Origin of the sequence: Wolbachia endosymbiont of Glossina morsitans morsitans, from assembly GCF_000689175.1 — a bacterium.
GTDB classification, from domain to species: domain Bacteria; phylum Pseudomonadota; class Alphaproteobacteria; order Rickettsiales; family Anaplasmataceae; genus Wolbachia; species Wolbachia pipientis.
On the sequence record NZ_AWUH01000064.1, the window covers coordinates 1 to 808 of the forward strand.

Annotated in this window: 1 protein-coding gene and 1 pseudogene; both read right to left on the reverse strand. The window is 34.2% G+C overall.

Annotation, left to right across the window (positions count from 1 at the left end; translation table 11 throughout):
* Nucleotides 1–25: 25 nt before the first annotated feature.
* A pseudogene (locus WGMM_RS07445) lies at nt 26–183 on the reverse strand (IS3 family transposase); the annotation flags it as partial.
* A gap of 156 nt (nt 184–339) precedes the next feature.
* The coding region (locus WGMM_RS01585) for a class II aldolase/adducin family protein (RefSeq protein ID WP_038249077.1) at nt 340–808 on the reverse strand (469 nt) is incomplete at its 5' end.

The window sequence follows — 808 nt, forward strand, 5'->3', positions numbered from 1 at the left end:
TAAATGTCTCTTTCTCTTGTTAGTTCTTTTTTAGATCAAATCTTTCTTTGTCATAAGGAGCCTTTGCCTGGAAATGCGTATGCTCCAGACATTTTTCCATCATATTTTCTTACTTAACATACTACCATCTATACCTAGATCTTTTTCTATTTTTGTACTTGCTTGACCTGTTTCTTTAACCAGCTTAACAGCTTCTAATTTGAATTCTGCTGTATATTCTCTTCTATTTTGTCATATTTTGAAAAAACGTTTTATTTACTCCGAAAACGTCTTAACTTTCTCTCTACTTTTTCTGGGTAAGGTCACTACTTGGATGACAGATAGTAGTGCGAAAGTCTCTTACAACTTACTTTTAATTAGTCTAACCCATGCGTGCCAATCCCTCTCACCAAGATTGCTTTCAAAAGATAGGAGATCCTTTACAGCTTTTGAGCAAATTTCTTCACTTTGAATTGATAACTCCTTATTCATTGCTAACGTTAAACATTGAGTTTTGCACGCTTGTTCTAAATGATACGTGTAAAACATTGCTTCTTGTATAGTCCGACCACACGTTATAGATCCATGATTACGCATTAACATGACAAAATTTTCTTTCAGATCAGCTATTAACCTCTTTCCTTCTGTATCGCTAAGTGCTAGGGAATTATAATTATGGTAAGAGATTTTATTGTAAAAGTGCAGTGCCCATTGACTTATAGGAAGCAGCCCATCTTTGAGAGAAGAAACCGCTACAATAGAAGGTGTATGCAAGTGAAAAATTGCTTGAATATCTTTCCTTGCTTGATAAACAAAACCATGAATTATA